Annotated in this window: 15 protein-coding genes; 9 read left to right on the forward strand and 6 right to left on the reverse strand. The window is 63.6% G+C overall.

All coding sequences use genetic code 11. The features are described 5' to 3' along the window. Window positions 1-135: 135 nt before the first annotated feature. On the reverse strand, window positions 136-897 hold the full coding sequence (locus KUV51_RS01365; protein WP_222519828.1) for a helix-turn-helix domain-containing protein: 762 nt from the start codon (window positions 895-897) through the stop codon (window positions 136-138). A gap of 105 nt (window positions 898-1002) precedes the next feature. Here KUV51_RS01365 and KUV51_RS01370 point away from each other — a divergent pair, with 105 nt between their 5' ends. The 5 genes from KUV51_RS01370 to KUV51_RS01390 all read left to right on the forward strand — a co-directional run bounded on the left by KUV51_RS01370 (window position 1003) and on the right by KUV51_RS01390 (window position 5547). Continuing rightward, window positions 1003-1434, forward strand: coding sequence for a hypothetical protein (locus KUV51_RS01370; protein ID WP_222519829.1), 432 nt, complete (start codon window positions 1003-1005; stop codon window positions 1432-1434). A gap of 70 nt (window positions 1435-1504) precedes the next feature. Beyond that, window positions 1505-2542 carry an endonuclease/exonuclease/phosphatase family protein gene (locus KUV51_RS01375; RefSeq protein WP_222519830.1) on the forward strand — a complete coding sequence of 346 codons (1038 nt, stop codon included), beginning with the start codon at window positions 1505-1507 and terminating at the stop codon, window positions 2540-2542. Window positions 2543-2786: 244 nt separating this feature from the next. Continuing rightward, window positions 2787-3869 (forward strand): histidinol-phosphate transaminase, encoded by a 1083-nt coding sequence (hisC, locus tag KUV51_RS01380; RefSeq protein WP_222519831.1) that lies wholly within the window; start codon window positions 2787-2789, stop codon window positions 3867-3869. Continuing rightward, window positions 3851-4783 carry a prephenate/arogenate dehydrogenase family protein gene (locus tag KUV51_RS01385; protein WP_261385596.1) on the forward strand — a complete coding sequence of 311 codons (933 nt, stop codon included), beginning with the start codon at window positions 3851-3853 and terminating at the stop codon, window positions 4781-4783. The genes hisC and KUV51_RS01385 overlap by 19 nt, the downstream gene beginning before the upstream one ends. Next, the gene (locus KUV51_RS01390; protein ID WP_222519832.1) at window positions 4780-5547 is read left to right on the forward strand and encodes an extensin family protein; all 768 of its coding nucleotides are present in this window, start codon (window positions 4780-4782) and stop codon (window positions 5545-5547) included. The genes KUV51_RS01385 and KUV51_RS01390 overlap by 4 nt, the downstream gene beginning before the upstream one ends. A gap of 82 nt (window positions 5548-5629) precedes the next feature. Here KUV51_RS01390 and KUV51_RS01395 read toward each other — a convergent pair whose 3' ends face one another. Continuing rightward, window positions 5630-6628 (reverse strand): DUF2125 domain-containing protein, encoded by a 999-nt coding sequence (locus KUV51_RS01395; protein WP_222519833.1) that lies wholly within the window; start codon window positions 6626-6628, stop codon window positions 5630-5632. A 67-nt stretch (window positions 6629-6695) separates the two neighbouring features. Here KUV51_RS01395 and KUV51_RS01400 point away from each other — a divergent pair, with 67 nt between their 5' ends. From KUV51_RS01400 to KUV51_RS01410, 3 genes are all read left to right on the forward strand, one after another. Beyond that, window positions 6696-7226, forward strand: a complete 531-nt coding sequence (locus KUV51_RS01400) for a gamma-glutamylcyclotransferase (protein WP_222519834.1) — start codon at window positions 6696-6698, stop codon at window positions 7224-7226. Between the two features lie 74 nt (window positions 7227-7300). Beyond that, a complete protein-coding gene (locus KUV51_RS01405; protein WP_222519835.1) occupies window positions 7301-8506 on the forward strand; it encodes a biopolymer transporter ExbB in 1206 nt (401 codons plus the stop codon). A gap of 2 nt (window positions 8507-8508) precedes the next feature. Continuing rightward, window positions 8509-10992: a peptidoglycan -binding protein gene (locus tag KUV51_RS01410; protein WP_222519836.1), complete on the forward strand. Its 2484-nt coding sequence runs from the start codon at window positions 8509-8511 to the stop codon at window positions 10990-10992. A 26-nt stretch (window positions 10993-11018) separates the two neighbouring features. Here KUV51_RS01410 and KUV51_RS01415 read toward each other — a convergent pair whose 3' ends face one another. From KUV51_RS01415 to gloB, 3 genes are all read right to left on the reverse strand, one after another. After that, window positions 11019-11987: a M23 family metallopeptidase gene (locus KUV51_RS01415; protein ID WP_222519837.1), complete on the reverse strand. Its 969-nt coding sequence runs from the start codon at window positions 11985-11987 to the stop codon at window positions 11019-11021. Beyond that, window positions 11987-14308: an ATP-dependent Clp protease ATP-binding subunit ClpA gene (clpA, locus tag KUV51_RS01420; protein WP_222519838.1), complete on the reverse strand. Its 2322-nt coding sequence runs from the start codon at window positions 14306-14308 to the stop codon at window positions 11987-11989. The genes KUV51_RS01415 and clpA overlap by 1 nt, the downstream gene beginning before the upstream one ends. 195 nt (window positions 14309-14503) lie before the next feature. Beyond that, window positions 14504-15271 carry a hydroxyacylglutathione hydrolase gene (gene gloB / locus KUV51_RS01425; RefSeq protein WP_222519839.1) on the reverse strand — a complete coding sequence of 256 codons (768 nt, stop codon included), beginning with the start codon at window positions 15269-15271 and terminating at the stop codon, window positions 14504-14506. A 72-nt stretch (window positions 15272-15343) separates the two neighbouring features. Between gloB and KUV51_RS01430 the strand changes: the two genes are divergently transcribed. Continuing rightward, window positions 15344-16087 carry a class I SAM-dependent methyltransferase gene (locus KUV51_RS01430; protein WP_222519840.1) on the forward strand — a complete coding sequence of 248 codons (744 nt, stop codon included), beginning with the start codon at window positions 15344-15346 and terminating at the stop codon, window positions 16085-16087. A gap of 19 nt (window positions 16088-16106) precedes the next feature. On the opposite strand, the gene KUV51_RS01435 is transcribed toward KUV51_RS01430, so the two are convergent. Beyond that, on the reverse strand, window positions 16107-17588 hold the full coding sequence (locus tag KUV51_RS01435) for a calcium-binding protein (protein WP_222519841.1): 1482 nt from the start codon (window positions 17586-17588) through the stop codon (window positions 16107-16109). Between the last annotated feature and the right edge of the window lie 272 nt (window positions 17589-17860).

Consider the following 17860-nt stretch of genomic DNA (forward strand, 5'->3'; position numbering starts at 1 on the left):
GATGAAACTTGATAATACACGCTCGGCGGGAATCCACCTATGTGTTACTCACTACAGTCTGGAAACACTCTGTTTCGCGTAGGAGAGGTCACTATACGTGCAATATGGCAGCTTTTTGCCTGCTTTGAGGGCAGTTCAAGGCGCGCGGTGTTCCGCCAATGCGCGCAGGGCCTTGTCCGTTTCGTCGTCCGACGGGAAGTAAAGCTCCACCTTCAGATCGTCCAGCGCCACATCCTCGGGAGTGCCGAACTGCGCGATGGTTGCAAAGATCGACAGGCGCAGATCGCCGCTTAAAAGGACGGTCGGAATGACCGGACCAGTGGTGTGCGTCTTGCGTCCTGGGACCCGGCCCAGGTGGTCCGCAACCTTGTCCAGCACCGCAATACCGCCCTGAGCCGCACTTTCGGTGCGCAGGCGCTGGCAGGCGTGGTGCGCTACCTCGGGCCAGTTTTCCACCACTTCGGGCAAGTGATCGGATGTCATCAGGTCAAGCAGGCTGTCGCCCTGTCCGACACCCAGCATCCCGAACAGGTGTGATGCCGGCGCGTTCAGGTCGATGACGGTCCAAACCTTGTCCAGCGCCAGCGCAGGGTAGGGCGCGTGGGCTCGCAGCATGTGCCCGACGGCGGCGCGGACCGGCGCCATGTCGGCCGAATCCCACGCGCGGGCGGGGTAGCGCGCGGCAAAGCCTGCATGGGTCAGCATGTGGTTGCGTGCATCCAGCGGCAGGGCCAGCGCATCGCTCAGCCGGCCGATCATCTCGCGGCTGGGCTGGGCGCGCCCACTTTCAAGAAACGAGATATGGCGCGCGGACACATCCGCTTCGCCCGCCAGATCAAGCTGGCTGAAGCGGCGTGCCTTGCGCCAGGTCCGCAGGGTGCCGGGGAAGTCTGTCATGCTTGCAGCCTAGCGACGGCGCGGCGGTCAATCCATTACCTGTGAGGTAATTGATCGGGCGCAGCGCACGAGGCTACCCCATCCGCGACATGGATGGAGAGAGATATGACCCAAGATTTTCAAAAGTTCTGGCTGAAGATCACGGCGCTGGTCATTGGCGGGTTTGCCCCGGTGATGCTTCTGGGCACCATGACAGCGACCTCGGCCCCGCTGCAATTCACCATGGATGTGCTTGGGATGCCCCTGGATGGGTTGCCGCTGTACGGCGACGATGCCAGCCGGTTCCTTGCCGCGATCATGGGCGGGCTCATGCTGGGATGGGGCGCGACCATCTGGTGCCTGCAGGCCTGGGTCTATGACGCAGCACCCGAGGGCGTGCGACGCACCGTTGTCACCGGTCTGTGCCTGTGGTTCGTCCTGGATGGCATCGGATCGGTGCTGGCGGGACAGGCTTCCAACGTGCTTTTCAACCTCCTGATCCTTGTGTCCGCGATTGGCCCGCTTTGGCGTCCCGCACGCGCCACCGTATTGTCGTGAAGAATTCACCTGCAAAAACTGCAACCTGTGGTAGCCTCAGTCCATTGATTGATGAGAATTGGAGACTGCCATGGGCGCCCGCGACATTTCATTTGCGAGCTTCAACCTGCTGAACCTGCAAACCCCCGGCGATGCCATTTACGGCGACACCGACGGCTGGGACCCGATCATCTACCAGCGCAAGGTCGATTACACGGCCAGCGTGATGGGACGGCTGGATGCGGACGTTGTGGGCCTGCAGGAACTGTGGGCCGCCGATGCACTGGATCAGGTGTTGGAGGAGGCGGGCATGATGGAGGAGTTCGATCCGCTGGTGCCGCCGGATCATACCGGCAACCGGATCGTCTGTGCCGCGGCCGTGCGCAAGGGGATGCTGGTGGGTGATCCGGAATGGATCGTGGATTTCCCCGAAGAATACGAGCTGAAGACCGGCGGTGACGACCCGCAACAGGACTTTCTCGAGGTGAGTTTGAGCACCTTTTCCCGGCCCATTCTGCACTTCCAGGTCCAGCCCGACGACCGCACACCCGTCATCCATGTCTTTGTCTGCCACTTCAAATCCCGCCGCCCGACGCAGATCTGGCGCGAACGCAGCTGGTACGAAAAGGAGGTCCACGGCTCCCACGCCACGGCGCTCGGTTACGCCATCTCAACCGTGCGCCGTACGGCGGAGGCAGCGGCGCTGCGGGTTATCATTACCAAGCTGATCAAGAAGACGGACACGCCGGTCGTGGTCATCGGCGACATGAACGACGGTAAGGACAGCAATACGCTCAACATCCTGTCCGAGCAGCCCACCTACCTGTCGCCGCTGTCGACGGGCGGGGGGGACAACGCGCTTTATACCGCGCAGACGATACAGGAATACCGCTCGGTGCGGGATGTTTACTACACCCATGTCTACAAGGGGCAGCGCGAGAGCCTCGACCACATCATGTTCAGCCAGGAATTCTACGACAACTCCAAGCGCCGCAAATGGGCCTTTGACGAGATGGTGGTGCAGAACGACCACCTGAATTTTGACGACCACAAGGAGAGCGGCACGAACGACCACGGGGTGATCCGGGTGGGTTTCAAATGGAAGCCTGCGCCGGATGCGACCAGCTAACCCGGACCGGACTCAAGCCGAAGGCGCCGGTCCAGCGGCGGACCGTCCCGGCGGGCTGCCGCTACATCGCCGTTTGTGTGCAACCCCAGCGTCTGAGGCAAACGATCACCATAAACCGCGCTGTTTCGGCGTTAGAGCGCCAGCCCACGGTCCGCCGCTGGACCGGCGCGACGCGCGCGCGCTTTTGCCCCTAGCCACTCCGGCCCTGCGCCCCTAAAACCTCTCTGACATACGGAGAGGATCAATGACCCGCATCACACCGCAACCCGGCATCATGGACATCGCGCTCTATCAGGGCGGGGCGTCGCATCTGGCCGGTGTGAGGGAAGTGCTGAAACTGTCCTCGAACGAGAACCCCGCAGGCCCACCGCCTGCCGCGATCGACGCGCTGACGCAAGCAGCGAGCAGTATGCACCTCTACCCGTCCACCGACCACGCCGCCTTGCGCACGGCGATTGCCGAGGTCTGGAATGTGGACGCAGACCGCGTGATCTGCGGCGTGGGCAGCGACGAGGTGCTTCAATTCGTGACGCAAGCCTTCTCCGGTCCCGGCGACGAAATCATCCACACCGCCCATGGGTTTTCCATGTATCCGATCCTCGCCAACATGGCCGGGGCCACGCCGGTTTGCGTGCCGGAGGCTGAACGTGTCGTCGACGTGGATGCAATCCTCGGCGCTGTCACCGAACGTACCCGTATCGTGCTGCTGACGAACCCGGGCAACCCTACTGGCACGCGGCTTCCGGACGAAGAAATCGTGCGCCTTGCCGACGGTCTGCCAGAGCACGTGATCCTCGTGATCGACGGGGCCTACACCGAATATGCCGAAGGGTACGATGGCGGGCTGTCACTGGCTGAAACGCGGCCCAATGTGCTGATGACACGCACCTTTTCCAAGATCTACGGTCTCGGCGGCTTGCGGGTCGGCTGGGGCTATGGGCCGAAGGACATGATCGACGTGATGACGCGCATCCGTCAGCCCTTCAACCTGTCGACCGTTGCGCTTGCGGCGGCCGAGGCGGCGGTGCGGGACACCCGTTGGGTCGAGGAGTGTGCCACGCTCAACGCCGACCAACGGGCGCGCCTGACGGGTGCTTTGCGCCAGTTGGGTCTGGCCTGCGACGACAGTGACACGAATTTCGTACTGGCCCGCGCCACTTCGGTGGCCGAAGCCGACGCGGCAGAGGCAGCGTTGAACGCGGACGGCATCCTCGTACGGCGGGTCACAGGCTACGGCTTTCCCGAAGGCATCCGCATCACCGTCGGCAATGCAGAACAGACAGGGCGTGTGATCGCCGCGCTTACAGAATGGCGGAACGCATCGTGAGCCTTATCTACGACAAGATCGCCTTTATCGGGCTGGGCCTGATTGCCGGGTCGATGGCCTGGGCCACCAAACGGGCCGGGGCGGCTACGACGATCAGCGGCTACGCACGGTCCGAGGCGACGCGCGAAACCACGCGGCGTCTTGGTTTTTGCGATGTGGTCACGGACACCGCGGCAGAGGCGGTTGCGGACGCCGACCTTGTCGTGCTGGCGGTTCCCGTCGGCGCGATGGGCGCGGTGATGGCCGAGATCAAGGGCGCGCTCAAACCCGGTGCGACGGTGATCGATGTTGGTTCGGTCAAGCAGGCCGTCTTTGATGAGGTCACGCCGCATGTGCCGGACAACGTGCATTTTGTCGGCACCCACCCGATGGCTGGCACCGAGCATAGCGGGCCCGAGGCTGGCTTTGCCGAGCTCTACGACAATCGCTGGACGCTCATCGTGACGCCAGAGGGCGCGGATGCTGGCGTTGTCGACAAGGTGGAGCAGTATTGGGCGGCCCTTGGCGCCATGACGGACCAGATGGACGTGCAACACCACGACCGCGTCTGCGCCGTGGTCAGCCACATCCCGCACCTGATCGCCTACACCATGGTGGGCGTGGCCGACGATCTGCGCCGGGTGACGGACAGCGAGGTCATCAAGTTCTCCGCTGCCGGGTTCCGGGATTTCACCCGGATTGCCGCCAGCGATCCGACCATGTGGCGCGATGTGTTCCTGACGAACAAGGACGCGACGCTCGAAATTCTCGGCCGCTTCACCGAAGAGCTCTTTGCCCTGCAACGCGCGATCCGCACCGGCGACGGTGACCATCTGTTCGACTACTTCACCCGCACCCGCGCCATCCGCCGCGGCATCATCGAGGCCGGACAGGACACCGATGCGCCTGACTTTGGCCGGGGGGCGGCACGATGAGAGCGCTGGCGCTGGGCCTCATGCTGGTGGCAGGCGTCGCCTCTGCCGCGCCCGAAACGTCCAAGCGTCCGGTGGCGCGCGCGGGCACTGATGTGCAGAGCGTGGAGGTGCCGCCTGTCATACCGGCTGCGCCTTCGATGGCATTCGTCGCGACCTTGCCGGAACCCGGCCTGTCCCTGCGCCCATTCCTGCGGCCCAAGGCTGTCATCGAACGCGCCATGGCCCGGCGCGCCGAGCGTCGGCGGGGTCAGGTCTGCGGCGATCCGGATCTGCAGGGGGACGAGGTGGGCTATGTCCCCGGCCGCATCAGCGGTTGCGGCATTCAGGAGGCCGTGCGGCTGCGCTCTGTCTCCGGCGTCACGCTCAGCCAGTCGGCGCTGATGGATTGCACCACGGCGAAGGCCTTGAAGCGCTGGACCGAGAAGGGGGCCAAGCCTGCCCTGCGCGGAACGGGCGGCGGGCTGGCGGGCTACCGCGTCGCCGCGCATTACGCCTGCCGGACGCGCAACAACCAGCCCGGTGCGCGGATTTCCGAACATGGCAAGGGGCGGGCCATCGACATCTCGGGCTTCCAGTTGAAGGACGGCACTAGCCTGACGGTCCTCAACGATTGGAACTCCCGCCACCGCCGCGCTTTGCGGCAGATGCACAAGGCGGCCTGCGGTCCGTTTGGCACCGTTTTGGGTCCGAACTCGGATCGATTCCACCGTGATCACTTCCACTTCGACACCGCGCGGTATCGCGGCGGGACGTATTGTCGGTGAGCACAGGACTGGGGCTCTGCCATAACCATTGTTTCTCGGACCAATGGCGACCCCCGGAGTTTATTTGGCAAGATGAAGGCGCTTAGCGCAGGATCAATCGCGGGGCAGGGGCCAGCGGGATGAAGCCCAGCCGGACAGCGCCATCGCGAACGGTCAGCTCCACATCCAGCGTATCCTCATTGCCTGATGCGCCAGCCAGCGCCCGGAAAACGCTTTCCACCTGACCGCGCAGCTGCATCGGCAGCGCGCCGACGTTCTGGGCCAGGTCGAGCATCGTGCGCCAGTTCTCGGCCTGGATCGCGATTGTCCCCGCGGGGACACCCTGGGCATCGACCGTCAGATCGGCGCTGAGGTTGAATTGCAGATCGCCCCAGATCGCCTCGGCCAGATGCAGATCGATAATGCGCGGTTGCGGACGGCGCTGGTCCAGCGCGCGGCGATCCCAGGGTTCGTCAAAGGTGATATCGGCGCGCATCTGCAGGCTGTCGAATGCGCCGGGAAAACTGTCGGGTAAGCGCAGGTTGCGGCGCGCGGCACTGCCGGGGGCAAAACCGTTTGCCACCGCTGTCAGGGCATAGGATGCACCCTCCGTCTGCACCATGGTCAGCGTCAGATCATTGGCCTGTGCCACGACACCCTCAGCATCTTCGACCTGCCACGCGCCCGCGGTCCACCCCAGCGCCTCAAGCTCAAGCGCCGTGCCGGGATGCAGGTTCAGGGCCATAACGCCATCGGCCATGGTCAGCATCGAGCGGCCAAAGGGGGAGGCGATCAGGATCGGCTCACTGTCCAGCGCCACTGCCACGTCGCCGGGCCAATAGGCAGGCGCGGAAATGTCCAGGGCGCGTGTGCGGATCGCAAGGCCCGCGTCCGGATCGGCCAGTGCCACGTCGCGCAGTCCCGCCTGCAAACTCAGGGGAAAGCCGCCGCCCGTCACCTCCTGCACCTCGGCTTGCCAGCCTTCGGCGGCGCGGGCATCGAACCACGCGGTAACGCCTCCGCGCAGGCCGGAGGACGCGACCCACCACCATGCGCACCAGACCAGCGCGGCCAGTGCAACGATCCACATCAGCTTGCGCATACGCGCCCCTTCCCCTTTGCGATCAAATCGGGTCTACCCCAGGCACCAACTAGAGGACCAGTAAACAATGACCATGTGGGTGTTCGGCTATGGCAGCCTGCTTTGGAACCCCGGATTTGACGTGGCGGAGTCCGTGCGCGGCACTTTGCCGGGTTGGGCGCGGTCGTTTTGCATGCGCTCCATCCATCACCGCGGGTCCGAAGCCGAGCCGGGCCTCGTGCTGGCACTCGACGCCGTTGCTCATGCTGCCTGCGATGGCGTGGCCCTGCGCGTGGCACCGGGCACCGAGGACGCGACGCTGGCCTATCTGCGCGAGCGCGAACTGATCTCTTCGGCCTATCTGGAACGGATGCTTCAGGTGGGTCTCAGCGATGGTCGGCAGGTCACGGCTGTGACCTATGTGATCGACCCGGACCACGTGCAATATTGCGGCGGCCTGCCGCTGGAAGAACAGGCGCAGATCATCGCCCAGGCCCATGGCGGGCGGGGTCCCAACAGCGAATACCTGTACAACACTGCCCAGCATCTGAGCGAACTGGGCGTGGCCGACCCGGACCTTGACTGGCTGTCGCGCCGCGTTGCAGCAATCCTGGCATAAATCCTTGGCGCTTTTGCACAAAAGCCGATAGGCTGCTGCGAAAGCAAAACAGAGCAGGGGTCAGGAGCCACAGCATGGCACGGACCACACCCGACGCGCAGCCGCATTTTTCCCAGCCCGTTCAACAGATTTTCGCGATGGTCTTTGTGCTGGGCCTGTCGCTCTTTGGCGCGATCATCGCGTTGCCGCGCGTGCTGCCCGTGTTCCAGGCGAACCCCTATCTGAACGGGTTCATCCTCGTCGTCTTTGTCATCGGCGTGATCGCCTGTTTCTGGCAGGTGTTCTCGCTGATTTCATCGGTGAAATGGATCGAGGAGTTCGCGAGCGACCGGGCGGATGCCCAGACGCAGGCGCCACAGCTTCTGGCCTCTCTCGCCTCTCTCTTGCGCTCGCGTGGGGCGCGGATGCAGCTGTCTGCCACGTCCACTCGGTCCATTCTGGACTCCGTCGCCACGCGGATTGACGAGGTGCGCGACATCACGCGCTACATCGTCAACATGCTGATTTTCCTTGGCCTTTTGGGCACATTCTATGGGCTTGCTACCACTGTGCCCGCCGTGGTCGACACGATCCGCAGCCTTGCCCCACAAGAGGGCGAAGGCGGTGTCGCCGTATTCAACCGGCTGATGACGGGGCTCGAAGCGCAGTTGGGCGGCATGGGTGTCGCCTTTGCCTCCTCCCTTCTGGGCCTTGCCGGTTCGTTGATCGTTGGCCTTCTAGAACTGTTTGCGGGCCGGGGTCAGAATCGGTTCTATCGCGAGCTGGAGGAATGGCTGAGTTCGATCACCCGCGTTGGCCTGACTGACGCCGAGGGCGGCACCGATCAGAGTGCCATGGCCGGGGTGATCGACCATCTGGCGGAGCAGATGGAAAGCCTGCAAACCATGTTCACGCAGTCCGACATCAGCCGCGCCATGGTGGATGAAAAGCTGGGCAATCTGGCCGACGCGGTGGACCGCATGACGACACGGCTTGAGGCGCAGGGGGGTGGCAACGACGCCCTGATGCGTGTGGCTGAAGGGCAGGACCGGCTGATCGAGGTGATCGAACGGCAAGGCACGGGCGACGGGATCGATGCCGAAAGCCGGATGCGTCTGCGGTCGATCGACGTGCAGATGCTGCGTATTCTCGAGGAAATCAGCGCAGGCCGCCAGGAAACCATGGCCGAGCTGCGCACCGACATCTCCGCCCTGGCGACCGCGCTCAGCCAGCCGCGCGGGCAGAACCGCAAAGCGGGTGGGGGCCGCAACCGGCAGGATCAATCCGCAGGAGATAGCTGATCATGGCGCTTTCCCGTCGCACAGGGCAACGGTTCCAGGCCTCGATATGGCCGGGCTTTGTCGACGCGATGACGGGTCTGCTGCTCGTGCTGATGTTCGTGCTCACAATCTTCATGATTGTGCAGTTCGTCCTGCGCGAGACGATCTCAGGTCAGGAAAACGAGCTGGATCAGCTTGCAGGCGAGGTCGCGGCCCTGGCCCAGGCTTTGGGGTTGGAAGAACGACGCGCGAACCAGTTGGATGCGCGGCTATCAGCGTTGAACACAACGCTCACGGACACACAGGCGCAGGTCGACCAACAGGCCGCGACCATCGCAGCGCTGACCGCCGAACGAGATGCGCAAGCGTCGGCCCTGGCCGATGCAGAGACCCGGATCACCAGTTTCGAAGCGCAAGTTGCGGCTCTGATCGCGGATCGGGATACGGCCCTCGACACTGTCGCTGGGCTCGAGGCGGAACAGACGCGCCTCTTGTCAGAACAGGAGGCGCTGAACCTCGCCCTTGCCGCCGCGCGTGAGGAGGTAGATGCGCAGGAGGAGGCCGCGCGCCTTGCCGCCGCGCGCACCGACGCTTTGCAGGCGCTGATCGCCGATCTGCGCAGCCGCAACAATGAAGGCGCCGAACAGACCGCCGCCTTACAGGCCGATCTGGATGCGGCCCGCGAAGCATTGACCGAAGAAGAGGCCGCACGTCTGGCCGAAGCAGCCGCCGCAGAAGCGCTGCGCGAACGGTTGGAAAACGCGGACGCGGAACTCACCGCAATGACCCTTGCCCTGGAAGCGCAGCGGAAAGAGGCGGAGGACACGCTGACCCTGCTGGCCGCTGCACGCGCCGCGGAAGAGGACCTGACCGACCGGCTTGCCGTGGCACTCCTTGCCGCTGAGGCGTCCAGCGGGTCGGCCGAGGCGGCGCAAACACGCGTGGACGCGCTGGAGACCGAACTGGCCTCCGCCCTTGCGGCGGTCGAGGCGGCGAAATCCGAGAACTCGGCTCTCATGTCCGAGCGCGCCAGCCTCGAGAACCAATTGGCGGCCGCCCTTCTCGATGCCGAAGGCGGGGCAGTGGCTGCCGCCGACCTGCAGGACCAACTGGCGCGCGCCCTGTCGCAACTGGATGCGGCCACCGCCAATGCCGCGACGCTTGAGGCGCGGCTGAACGCGGCCGAACAGGCGCTCGACGGGAGAACATCCACTGCGGCAACCCTGCAAACCGAATTGAACGAGGCGCGGGCCGAGGTCACAGCAGCGCAGAACCGCGCGGCCCAACTGGAAACCCAACTTGCCGATGCGCAAAGCGCGCGCGCTGCCAGTGCCGAAGATCTGGCGGCCCTTCAGGCCCGCATGACAACCATCGAGGCGCGGCTTGAAGCGTCCAACATGGATCTGACGGAGGTGCGGGATCGCCTCGCCGCCGCTGTGGCGGCACGCACGGCAGCCGAAACGCAATTGTCTGCGCAGGAAACGGATCTTGCCGATCTGCGCACGCAGCTTGCCGCCGCAATTGCCGCCCGCGACGCGGCACAGGCAGATGCACAGGCTGCGGGCAGCAACAACGCGGACGTGCGCGACCAACTCGCCGCAGCGCTGGCTGCAAAACTGGCGGCAGAGACCGAATTGCAATCGCTTGGCACCGATACGCAAGAGCTGCGGGCGGCCCTTGCCGCCGCGTTGGCCGAGAAGACGCAGGCCGAGGATGCACTGGCAACGCAAACCTCTGCCGCGGAAGAGCGGGCCGCGCTCCTCGCCGCCGCCCGCGATGCGCTGAGCACGGAAGAGGCTGCAACGCTTGAAGCGCAACGCCAGACCGAACTCCTGAACCAGCAGGTCGCCAGCTTGCGCACCCAGCTGGGCCAATTGCAGGCCTTGCTCGACGATGCGGTGGCGCGGGACGCGGCCAAGGAGGTGCAACTCAGCACGCTGGGGCGCGACCTGAACACGGCACTGGCCCGCGCCGCACTCGAAGAACGCCGCAGACGCGAGTTGGAAGAAGAAGAGCGCAAGCGGCTCGAAGCGCAGGCGCAGGATCTGGAACGCTACCGGTCCGAGTTTTTCGGCCAGCTCCGCGACGTGCTGGGTGCGCAGGAAGGCGTGCGGATTGTCGGCGATCGCTTCGTCTTCTCCTCCGAAGTGCTGTTTCCGCCGGGCGGCGCTGACCTGTCGGCAGCCGGGCAGGGCGAGATCGCCAAGATCGCAGGCATCCTGCAGGGCGTGGCCGACGACATCCCCCAAGGGATCGACTGGGTGCTGCAGGTGGATGGGCACACCGACAACGTGCCGCTGTCAGGGCAGGGCGAATTTGCCGACAACTGGGAACTCAGCCAGGCCCGCGCCCTGTCGGTCGTGCGCTACATGGTCAACTTCCTCGGATTGCCGCCGAACCGGCTGTCGGCCAACGGGTTCGGGCAATATCAGCCCATTGCGGCAGGCAATTCCCCTGATGCACGCGCCCAGAACCGCCGGATCGAGTTGAAATTCACCGAGAAATAGGGCGCAGGACACCTGCGCCTTACGATTTAGCGCACCATCGTCGTGCCTTGCACACGATCAACCTCGCGCCCGTCGCGCAGCAGGATCACCGTGCCGGTGTAACGACCTGACGGCCAGCTTGCTGTCGTCCGCTTTTTGCCGACAGCGCGGAAGAATTGCGCCTGATTGCGGCCCAATTCAACGGCCTGCTCAACCAAGACGCCTGCCGGTCCGTCGATGCGCAATTGCATTCTGTCGCCGATCCTTCCGCCGAACGCATAGCCGAACACAACAAGGGCCGGCGCATCGCTCGACATTTGTGCTGCGGCTGCATCACCAGCCTTGACCTCGTCGAATTCGGGCACTGCGTCAGCAAAACCAACATCCAAAATGCCGCCCGGGCGGTAGGGTGGCGGGGTCTGCCAAAGGTCTTCTGTGCTGGGCGCGCCGCACTGGATCTGACCATCCGGATCGAACGGGTCCACCACGTCGCCGTCCTTTCGCAGAGTCATGTGAATATGCGGAAACTGCGTGCGGCCGGACAGCCCAACCTGGCCCAGAACGGTTCCGGTGCTCACCTGGTCGCCTTGTCGCACAGCCACACTGCCACGTTTCAGATGGCAATACTGTGTGCTCCACCCATCGGCATGGTCGATGCGAACACCGTTGCCGCAGTCGCGCCCATTCAGCCGCGCGCTGTCGCCTGTCCGGTAAAGCCGGTCCTGCATCCCGTCGCGTGTGCCACCAACGATACCGGGCGCAGCAGCAAGCACGTTCACGCCCCGTCGCATCTGCTCAAGGGAGCGTAGGGCAAAGTCTGTGCCCTGGTGCGTGTTGTAGCTTAGTGTCGAACAACGAAAGTCCATCGCATCGCGAGATTTGTCGTGGTCAACATACTGCTGGATGAAGCAGTCGCGCCCCAGATCGCAGTCGATAGGGATGCCCAATGAAATATCCCTCGCCGCAGCGGGTGCGGCGAGGGTCAAAGTCAAAGCGGCAAAGGCTGCCGCCCGCATCAGTCTGCGGTCAGAAGCGGTGGCTTGTCGCCCGAGATGCGCGGGTTGTCGGGGCCCGACAGTTTCAGGTCCAGCTCACCGTTCTTGACGCCCACGCGGACAACGCCGCCTTTCATCAGCTTGCCAAAGAGCAACTCTTCGGCCAGCGGCTTCTTGATGTGCTCCTGGATCACGCGGCCCAGCGGACGCGCGCCCATCTTGTCGTCGTAACCCTTTTCGGCCAGCCATTCGGCCGCAGGTTTCGTCAACTCGATGGTCACATTGCGATCCATCAACTGAGCTTCCAGTTGCAGCACGAACTTCTCGACCACCGACAGGATCGTGTCGCGGCCCAGCGGCGCAAAGCTGATCACCGCATCCAGACGGTTGCGGAATTCCGGCGTGAACGTGCGTTCGATGGCGGCCGTATCCTCGCCCTCGCGACGGTCGCGGCCAAAGCCGACTGCGGCCTTCGCCATGTCCGAGGCACCGGCATTCGACGTCATGATCAGGATCACGTTGCGGAAATCCACGGTGCGGCCGTTATGGTCGGTCAGCTGGCCGTTATCCATGACCTGCAGCAGGATGTTGTAGACATCCGGGTGCGCCTTCTCGATCTCATCGAGCAGCAGCACGCAGTGCGGATGCTGGTCGACGCCGTCGGTCAGCAGACCACCCTGGTCAAAGCCCACATAGCCCGGAGGGGCACCGATCAGGCGCGAAACCGCGTGTTTCTCCATGTATTCCGACATGTCGAAGCGCAGCATTTCCACACCCAGCGTGTCTGCCAGTTGCTTGGCCACTTCGGTCTTGCCCACACCCGTCGGCCCAGCAAACAGGTAGTTGCCGATGGGCTTTTCGGGCTCGCGCAGACCGGCACGCGCCAGTTTTATGGCCGAGGACAGAGCCTCGATCGCCGGATCCTGACCGAACACCACGCGCTTGAGCGACACTTCGAGGTCCTTGAGGGTCTCGGCATCGTCCTTGGACACGTTTTTGGGCGGAATGCGGGCGATCTTGGCCACGACATTCTCGATCTCTTTGGTGCCGATGGTCTTGCGACGCTTCGCAGCGGCGACCAGATGTTGGGCCGCTCCCGCCTCGTCGATCACGTCGATGGCGCTGTCGGGCAGCTTGCGGTCGTTAATGTACCGGCTGGCCAATTCCACAGACGTCTTGATCGCGTCCGAGGTGTATTTGACGCCGTGGTGATCCTCGAAATAGGGCTTGAGGCCCTTGAGGATCTTCGTGGCATCTTCCACCGACGGCTCGTTCACGTCGATCTTCTGGAACCGACGCGACAGCGCGCGGTCCTTCTCGAAATGCTGGCGGAACTCCTTGTAAGTGGTCGATCCCATGGTGCGCAGCTTGCCACCCTGCAAGGCAGGTTTCAGCAGGTTGGACGCATCCATCGCGCCACCCGAAGTCGCACCAGCACCGATCACGGTGTGGATCTCGTCGATGAACAGGACGGCATCCTTGTGCTCTTCCAGCTCGGTCACGACGGCCTTCAGACGTTCCTCGAAGTCACCGCGATACCGCGTGCCAGCCAGCAGCGCGCCCATATCAAGCGAGTAGATGGTGGTGCCGGACAGAACCTCAGGCGTCTCACCGGCCACGATCTTCCGTGCAAGACCTTCCGCAATGGCGGTTTTGCCCACACCGGGATCACCCACCAGCAGCGGGTTGTTCTTGCGGCGGCGGCACAGCACCTGAATGCAGCGTTCCACCTCGTCCGAGCGGCCGATCAGCGGGTCAATATCGCCCTCGCGCGACTTCTCGTTCAGGTCCACGCAGTATTTGGCAAGCGCGCTTTCCTTCTTCTCGCCCTCGGTCACGCCCTGCGGCTCTTCCTCAGCCTCGGGTGCACCGGACACGGGGCGGCTCTCGCCAAAGGCCGGGTCCTTGGCGACACCATGGGCGATGAAGTTCACCGCGTCGTAGCGGGTCATGTCCTGCTCTTGCAGGAAGTAAGCGGCATTGGATTCGCGTTCGGCAAAGATGGCGACCAGCACATTTGCACCTGTCACTTCGGTGCGCCCGGACGACTGCACGTGAATGGCGGCGCGCTGGATCACGCGCTGGAACGCGGCAGTCGGCACTGCCTCGGACCCGTCAATGTCGGTCACAAGGTTCGACAGATCGTCGTCCACGAATTCTTCGAGCGTGCCGCGCAGCTCGTCAATGTTCACCGAGCACGCCTGCATCACGCGGCGCGCGTCCGGTTCGTCGATCAGGGACAACAGCAGGTGCTCGAGCGTTGCAAATTCGTGCCGGCGTTCGTTGGCCAGCGCGAGCGCCTGGTGAATGGCTTTTTCGAGTGTCGTCGAGAATGAAGGCACGAGCGTGCTCCTTTCGATCGGGGTCGGGTGGGGGCGCCAAGGAATATCGAGGCCCCGTACCAACCATGGCCTCATGTGTTTAAGTTTGGTTGAAGATCGCGCGGCTTCAAGGCTTTTTTCGACCTTGACCCTCACAATGTCCGTGAGTGACGTCACGATGGTGTCGTTTTGGGCGTGTTGGTGGACCTATCCGTCTCAGAAGTTGTCCTTCCGGGTACGGATTTCCGTGAACACGTCGGTGGCGTTGGCGCCTTCCATGCCCAAATGGGCCTGAATGGCGGGATCATGGGCGCGCAAAAACGGGTTTGTGGCCAATTCTTCGGACAAAAGCGATGGAACGGTCGGGGTGCCCGATGCGCGTTTCTCGGCCACCTCGCGGACCCGAGATATAAGGTCGGGATTTTCGGGATCAATGGTCAGTGCGAATTTGCCGTTGGCGGCGGTGTATTCGTGGCCGGAATAGACGACGGTGTCAGCAGGCAGGTTGGCGAGCTTCTGCAGGCTTTCGTGCATCTGCGGTTTGGTCCCCTCGAACACCCGGCCACAGCCCAGGGCCATCAGGCTGTCGGCGGTGAACACGGCCTTGGACGCCGGGAAATGAAAGGCAATGTGCCCGACCGTGTGACCCGAGACGTCGATGATCGTCGCTGTTTCTTCGCCAACAGTGATCGTGTCGCCCTCGGCCACCTTCACATCCAGCGCAGGCAATCGTTCCGCATCGGCTGCAGCGCCGATAACGCGGGCGGGGTAGGCAGCCAGAATCTCAGCCAGCCCGTCCACGTGGTCATAGTGATGGTGGGTCAGCAGCACGTCCGTCAGCCGCCAGCCGGTCTCGTCCAACACCGCCAGGATCGGCGCGGCCTCCGGTGCGTCGATCAGCGCGGTGTCACCCGTGGCCGGATCATGGGCCAGAAATGCGTAATTGTCGCTCAGGCAGGGGATCGTGCGAATGTCGAGAGGCATGGCAATTCGGCTCTTTGTGCTTACTGTTAGGGACAAGGTGGTCCCAAAGGGCCGGATGGACAAGAGAAGATCATGCATCTCGACGTGCAGGACCTGCGCAACTTCTACTACCGCAGTGCGCTGGGGCGGGCTGCGCAGGCGTCGCTCAGGCGGCGACTGGTAGAATTGTGGCCGGAAGCCAAGGGGCAGACGGTGGCGGGCTTCGGCTTTGCCGCGCCGCTCTTGCGGCCCTATCTGGCCGATGCGCGCAGGGTGATCGCCCTGATGCCGGGCCCACAGGGGGTGATGCCGTGGCCCGCGGACATGGACAACGTGTCGGTCCTGACCGAAGAAACCCTCTGGCCCATTGAAACAGGCCACGTGGACAAGCTGGTGATGCTGCACGGGCTCGAAACGTCGGAACGGGCCTACGATCTGCTGGAGGAGGCGTGGCGCGTGCTCGGGCCGGGAGGCAAGGCGCTGTTCATCGTGCCGAACCGCGCGGGGCTCTGGTCCCGGCGGGATCGCACGCCCTTTGGTTACGGGCGCCCCTACTCGGCAGGCCAGCTCGAGACTCAGTTGCGCAAGCACCAGTTCCTGCCTGAACGGCATGTGGGGGCGCTCTACCAGATGCCCTCAGGGCGGCGGGTGTGGATGAAATCGGCGGCCATGTTCGAAAAAGTGGGGCGGCTCATGCCCGGCATGTTCGCGGGCGGCGCATTCATGGTTGAGGCGTCAAAACTGGTCTACCCGCCCAAGGGCAAGGTGGCACGGTCCAAGGCCAAGCGGCAGAAGGTGCCGCAAGGGGTCACGGCACCGGTGGCGGGGCGGGTCTAGCCGCCCCGACCAGAAGCAATCAGGCGACGATCATCACTTGATCCGCTGTCATCCCGGTGGTGCCGACCAGCCGGATGACGGCAATGCCGGGGTCCTGACCAGACCGCGGCGTATACGTCACTTCGACATCCGTGAAACTGCCATCGCTTGCTTCGACGATGTCGACCTCGTCCACGGCGACGTCCTGCGTTTGAAAGACGCCAACCATCAACACATCCTCGGCCGGGTCGAAGTCGGTCACCGAAAGGTAAACATCCTCGGCCCGGCCATTCAGCGGGTTCCAGACCATGGCGCTGATCGTGTCCTCGCCGTCACCGGTGGTGACCGTCGCTGGCCCATCTTCATCACGAAACTGGTTCCAGACCGTGAACAGGTCGTCGCCTGTGCCGCCATCACCGAAGGCGCCTGAATCGAGTTGCAGCGTGTCATTCCCGGCCCCGCCAAAACCCGAGGCCGCAGCTGTATCGACGCCGACGAAATCGTCTCCATCACCGCCATGCGCTTCCGAGCCATCGCCTGACACGGACAAGCGGTCGTCACCGGCGTTGCCGAACAACGTGGCCTCGGCGTCCGTATAGCTGCGCAGGACATCCGCGCCTTCGCCGCCTTCCGCCGTGCCGCCCAGAAGGTCGATCGTGTCGTCGCCAAGACCGCCAATCACCGATCCGCTTTCGATATTGATCGAGTCGTTCCCATCGCCGCCATCGGCCGTGATGTCGGCACCGCCTTCGATCGTGTCGTCGCCTGCGCCACCATTCAGAGTGACGTCGGCGATGTTCGTGGTCAGGATGTCATCGCCACCTGCGCCGTCGATGGTGATCCCCCCGGTGGTCGCTTCGAACCAATCGGTATCGGCGGTGCCGACCGTATCTTCATCGACCTCCGTGGCGGGTACGCCGTTGCGCGTGACGACAAAGTCTTCGGGCAGAAAGGTGATCAATTCGTCGCCGTCCGTATTCGCTTCGAGGTAATACAGATCCACAGGCCGGTTCGCCGTCAGCTCGGGCAGCGGGGCGTCCATCTCACCCTGCGTCGGGAAGGTGGCGAACCCGTCCGGTTCCAGGGCAACAGTGCCCAAGAGTTCCAGACCGAACTGTTCTTCAAAGTCCGCCAACTCGTAGGAAAAGGCGCCGCCCGGGAACACGTCCAGCCCGGGCACTTCGTTTTGCGTTTCCCAAGTGGCACCTGACCAATCCACGCCCTCGGGCACCAGATAGTACCGCGCTTCGTAGGTCTCGACGAAATTGTCCGGGTCATCCTCGGTGTCTGCGTAGATGATGGTTGCAAGTGTGCCGGTCTCGTCTTCGCCGACATCAATCCGGACACCGTCCGCGCCCGCGTCAAAGGTTGCACCGGTATCCATGGGGACGGGATCTTCCACCGGATCCTGCGGCACTTCCGGATCTTCTGCCGTGGGGTCCGGGGCGTCGCCGTCGCCCTCCTGCGCAGCGGTCAACATCAACGCGCCGCCAAACAGCGCGAGCAAAGCAATTGCACTCATAATACCCCCAGGACAATAACTGAGGCACCAGGGTGTATCGGCCCCCGAATTGAGTCAACTTATCGGGCGCCTTTGCACCGGATTTGTGCACAATGACCCTTGTCCGGCGGGATTGCCCGAAATGCCTGAATGATGCGGCTCATGCCGAATGCCGCACTCTTGCGCACAGGAATCGCCCACAAACGCGCACGTTTTGTGACCGAATTCTTACAATTCCTGCGGGCCATTCGGTCGCAGTTTTGTTAACTCTTTGAAAAGTCTCAAAAAGCACC

This window comes from Tateyamaria omphalii, from assembly GCF_019802125.1.
Taxonomy (GTDB): domain Bacteria; phylum Pseudomonadota; class Alphaproteobacteria; order Rhodobacterales; family Rhodobacteraceae; genus Tateyamaria; species Tateyamaria omphalii_B.

Excerpts from the sequence above, each read along its gene's own strand:
- KUV51_RS01410 (WP_222519836.1), top strand. The coding sequence starts at position 8,509 with ATGGCGCTTTCCCGTCGCACAGGGCAACGGTTCCAGGCCTCGATATGG.
- KUV51_RS01385 (WP_261385596.1), top strand. The coding sequence starts at position 3,851 with ATGGCGGAACGCATCGTGAGCCTTATCTACGACAAGATCGCCTTTATC.
- KUV51_RS01370 (WP_222519829.1), top strand. The coding sequence starts at position 1,003 with ATGACCCAAGATTTTCAAAAGTTCTGGCTGAAGATCACGGCGCTGGTC.
- KUV51_RS01395 (WP_222519833.1), bottom strand. The coding sequence starts at position 6,628 with ATGCGCAAGCTGATGTGGATCGTTGCACTGGCCGCGCTGGTCTGGTGC.
- KUV51_RS01375 (WP_222519830.1), top strand. The coding sequence starts at position 1,505 with ATGGGCGCCCGCGACATTTCATTTGCGAGCTTCAACCTGCTGAACCTG.
- gloB (WP_222519839.1), bottom strand. The coding sequence starts at position 15,271 with ATGCCTCTCGACATTCGCACGATCCCCTGCCTGAGCGACAATTACGCA.
- KUV51_RS01400 (WP_222519834.1), top strand. The coding sequence starts at position 6,696 with ATGACCATGTGGGTGTTCGGCTATGGCAGCCTGCTTTGGAACCCCGGA.
- KUV51_RS01390 (WP_222519832.1), top strand. The coding sequence starts at position 4,780 with ATGAGAGCGCTGGCGCTGGGCCTCATGCTGGTGGCAGGCGTCGCCTCT.
- KUV51_RS01365 (WP_222519828.1), bottom strand. The coding sequence starts at position 897 with ATGACAGACTTCCCCGGCACCCTGCGGACCTGGCGCAAGGCACGCCGC.
- KUV51_RS01415 (WP_222519837.1), bottom strand. The coding sequence starts at position 11,987 with ATGCGGGCGGCAGCCTTTGCCGCTTTGACTTTGACCCTCGCCGCACCC.
- KUV51_RS01405 (WP_222519835.1), top strand. The coding sequence starts at position 7,301 with ATGGCACGGACCACACCCGACGCGCAGCCGCATTTTTCCCAGCCCGTT.
- KUV51_RS01430 (WP_222519840.1), top strand. The coding sequence starts at position 15,344 with ATGCATCTCGACGTGCAGGACCTGCGCAACTTCTACTACCGCAGTGCG.
- hisC (WP_222519831.1), top strand. The coding sequence starts at position 2,787 with ATGACCCGCATCACACCGCAACCCGGCATCATGGACATCGCGCTCTAT.
- KUV51_RS01435 (WP_222519841.1), bottom strand. The coding sequence starts at position 17,588 with ATGAGTGCAATTGCTTTGCTCGCGCTGTTTGGCGGCGCGTTGATGTTG.